Annotated in this window: 2 protein-coding genes; both read right to left on the reverse strand. The window is 49.4% G+C overall.

Annotated elements, in window-relative coordinates:
- The coding region (locus tag VF260_11715) for an S-layer homology domain-containing protein (GenBank protein HEX7057843.1) at positions 1–3269 on the reverse strand (3269 nt) is incomplete at its 3' end.
- 81 nt (positions 3270–3350) lie between these two features.
- Positions 3351–3891 (reverse strand): hypothetical protein (locus VF260_11720; protein HEX7057844.1); only part of this gene is annotated, 541 nt, incomplete at its 5' end.

The following is a 3891-nucleotide window of genomic DNA, read 5'->3' on the forward strand; positions in this document are numbered from 1 at the left end:
GACATGCTTGTGTCGTAATTCAATGGCAAGTCAAGCATCTTCACGATCATGGTAGCGAATTCTCCGCGGGTGATATTGTCATAGACGCCGAATTGATTCGATTGGATGGAACCCTTCGGTTCCATGATGCCCTTGGCAAACATCGTATCCAGATAATTTCGCGCGTAGGGATGCCCGATAATATCTTCAAACCCGTAGCGTACCGCGAAAACCGCGTAGTAGCCAAAACCGTCAAAGGAAGCGGTCACCGTATGATTTTTGGTGTTCGTAACACCGCCAAGCTTGTTCCAAACGTTATTGCTGAATCTCCATACGCTTAGATTTGCAGCAGCGACATCACGGATGTTCGGGTCGTATTGAATTGTGATCGTACCCCGATTGGTCGGCTCCAACCATTTAAAGATATTCATATTGCGAATGAAAAACTGGTCGTTGCCGTTGTCGCTGGTGCTGTACGGTTGCATGCCGTCAACTGTTTCATACTTACCGGCATCGTTTTTGAAGTAGCCTGCGTCGATCCAATACAAATCTGAGGCATAGCCAAAATGCGCGCGGCTCGCTTGCAATAAGGACTCCGCGTTCGGCATTGCGTAGATATTGGCGAACTGTCCGTCCAGCGGTTCAGTCCCACTATATTCTCCTACTCGGTTATACTTCTTTACTGTGCGCCCGTCGAACGGATCCGCAATCCCGAAGTAGATCCTCTGGCTGTCGAAAAGTTCAACCTTGGGCGTATTTTGCTGCGAATCCTGCTCCGGTTTTTTCAACATCGTTCCTTTGGGAAAATCGATGGTGACAGCCTTGTTGAATACGGAAATTTTTCCTGATTTCGGAATGGTTGTTTTGAATTCGGCTCCCACTTCATTTTGCGCCGCATAATCCACAACAAATTCGTCCTTAATCTGTGTATTTCCGGTTATAACCGTAAATTTGATCGTGTTATTTCCGGGCTTCAAGTCATAAAGTTCGAGCCGGAATATATCGTTGGCGTCTTTCACCATCGGTGTTTTCTCAAGCAGGATTTGATCAGCGCCCTCCGCCTGGATGCTAACATTCAGGAAGTTTCGATTAATTACCTGCTCTTCCGGCAATTTGGGCGACAGAATTTGATATGGCAAGCGGACCCGAGTGATTTGCAATGTTTGTGAACCGGTGGAAGTACCATTAACAGCCGTTATGGTAATGCTTTTTACGCCAGACGCGGGAAGCGGCACGTTGATCAAACGGAATGAATACCCGCTGCTGCCGCTTACGCCGTTCGACATCAATCCGGGCTGCTCCGAATTTGGAAAGTTGCCTAACTCTGTTTTTACATATTGCTCGCCATCGATATTGACGACGACCTGATCGGCATTAACGACAGTAAACAGCACATCCAGGCTTTTTTCATTGGTTGTGTAGGCAAAATCGTCAGTCTTTTTAAACTTTCCGTCCGCATCGGTCGCTTGGCCGACCGGCACCGGTGTAATCGACACTACTTTCGGCAAATTGTCATCGAACAAGTAAACTGTAATATGCGTCGAAACCGGAATCCCATTCGCCAAACCATTAATCGTAATGCTGTTTGGCCCTGGAACCAGCTTCATTGTAGGATCCGCGATCTGAAATGTAAAATCGCCCGTCGCCTGGTCAAGCGTGTTCGACGGGTCCGACAAAAGTGCTCGGGTTGTCCCGTTGACCGTAATCGTAATGGAATCCAGATCGGGAGATCCCGTCGTCAAATTGAAATTAATCAATTTCCCTTGAATCTTATCGAACGCATTTGCCGTATTAAAAACTTCGCCATTGTACAAATTTTGCAGCAGGATATACGGCGTCGGAATATAGGTAATCGGAATCTGCTTTGTGTTTTTGTCACCGCTGTGCTCAACAGACACATTCAGCGTTTGTTCGCCGGATGGCATATTGGTGATTTCAAATACGATTTCATCGGCATTGGCCGATTTGTATTTGTTATAGGTAAAAGCCGAACCTCCCACCGGAACTCCGCCCTGCAACGTTTCCAATATCGCGCTGTAGCCCGCAGCACCGTCCGTGTAGTTTTTGGTGTTCACGGCGAGCCAAATGGGCAATTGGAAAAAGAGTTGATTTTCCGGAAATATGGAACTGGATTTGTAGGATGCAACACCAGCGCCATCAACCGTCACATTGTAGAGCTGTTTAACTCCTGTAATGAAAGGGCTGTCGCTGTTGCGAAAAGTGAATAGCATCGGGAACGCAATATTGGTTGAGCCGTATGTTCCCGTAACATTTAGTGTATATTCTTCAGTGACATTTAAATTGATTGATCCGGATGTCTCGAATTTATAAATACTAAAATCGTAAGTCGCACCGGTGACTGTTGTATCTTTCACGAACGTAACCGTTGTCGACAGCTTGCCGCCGGGCAAAACGGAAACGCCGCCGCTCAGCAGGTCCACATCAATGCTTGGCACAGCGGGAGATGCAGGATTCTTTTGCACAACCACATACCCGTTCACCGTACCATCCAAAGCCCCGGTAATATTCGGGCCGACAGTCGGATTGCCATCAAGCTTGGTATCAACCGGATCTCCGGACGAATTGTGGACAGTGACATTATACACCGTGGGCGAACCGGTATAGAAAACGACATCGCGAGTAATGGCGTAAGTCATTGTTTCGTTCGAAGCCGTGATAACAATCGTATTCAAGCCCGGAGTAAGCGCAATATCGGAAACGATATAAGAGTCGTTACCGCCAAAAAATGCCGCTCTCCCTTGCACGGTCACAGTGGTGGCATTCGGAGCCTTTAACATGAGAGACAGCGGAGAGGAGTCCACAACCGCCGTTTCCCCCGGCTTCAGCGTTCTGCCGTCGATTAATTGCACATCGTAGATCGTCGGCACATTTGCAAAGTAAACATAGCAGACGCCGGACACAATATTATCGTTTGCCATGCCGGTAACCGTAATCCGGTTCAACCCCTGCTGAATTTCCACATTGGGAAAGCTGAAATGATTGCCATTGATGATCGGGGTGATTCCGGTCCCTCTGGCGCCCGGGATTTCACCGCTCGCTGTTATCAAATCAATCTGGTAGGAAATCGTTGCGGAGGCAACGCCATTGAATGTACCTCCCAATTCAATCGTACTTGAATTGACCTGGGTGGGAGAATCTTTCTGCGTGCTGTAGCTGTCAAAGTGAAAATATTCGACATCCGCCGCTGCAGGAGGCGCAACAGGAGCCAGCGACACGATCATCACAGCCCCAATCAGCATGCTGAGCAGCTTCATCCCCATTTTTTTCATTGCTTCTCCCCTCTTCCTTTTAAAAGCACAGTTTATATTATTTTATCGGCTTCCCCGCCCGCAAATTTTAGATGAAAGGCGTCATTTCCCCACCAGCCAGCGCCTGGCGACTTCCGCGCTGATATGCTCGGCGCCCGACGGTTTCACATGATTCGTGTCGCGAAAATCGTCCAACGTAAGCCCGTCTCTCGGCAAAATGTCGAAAGTTGCGCCGTACTTGACCGCAATCGCCGCAACCTTATTCCTGAATGCTTGCTGCTCTTGCGCATACGACCCGGCGACCGCCTGTTCAAAATATTCCGTCCGCGGCAACTGGACCAAATGCACCTCGACGCCCCGGCTGCGCAAATCCGCGATCATGCGGGTGAACGCGTTTGTCCGCACGCCTTCCAAATCATAGTTCTGGAACCAGCGGTCGGCGGTTTCCTTGCCTTTCTCCGCCGTTTTGTCCGTGGGCGGCGACCATACGACCGGGGGCAACCCGCCGGCGTGCACGGGAATCTCGCGGCGCAGTCCGCCTTTTTTGCTGTCGAAACCGTGGTCGATGTACTTTTGCAGGATCATTTTCCAAACCGTGCGCAAATCGTAGGAACGCAGCGCCCAGCCCAGCAGCAATTCCCCG

The organism is Bacilli bacterium (assembly GCA_036381315.1).
In the GTDB taxonomy this organism is placed as follows: domain Bacteria; phylum Bacillota; class Bacilli; order Paenibacillales; family KCTC-25726; genus DASVDB01.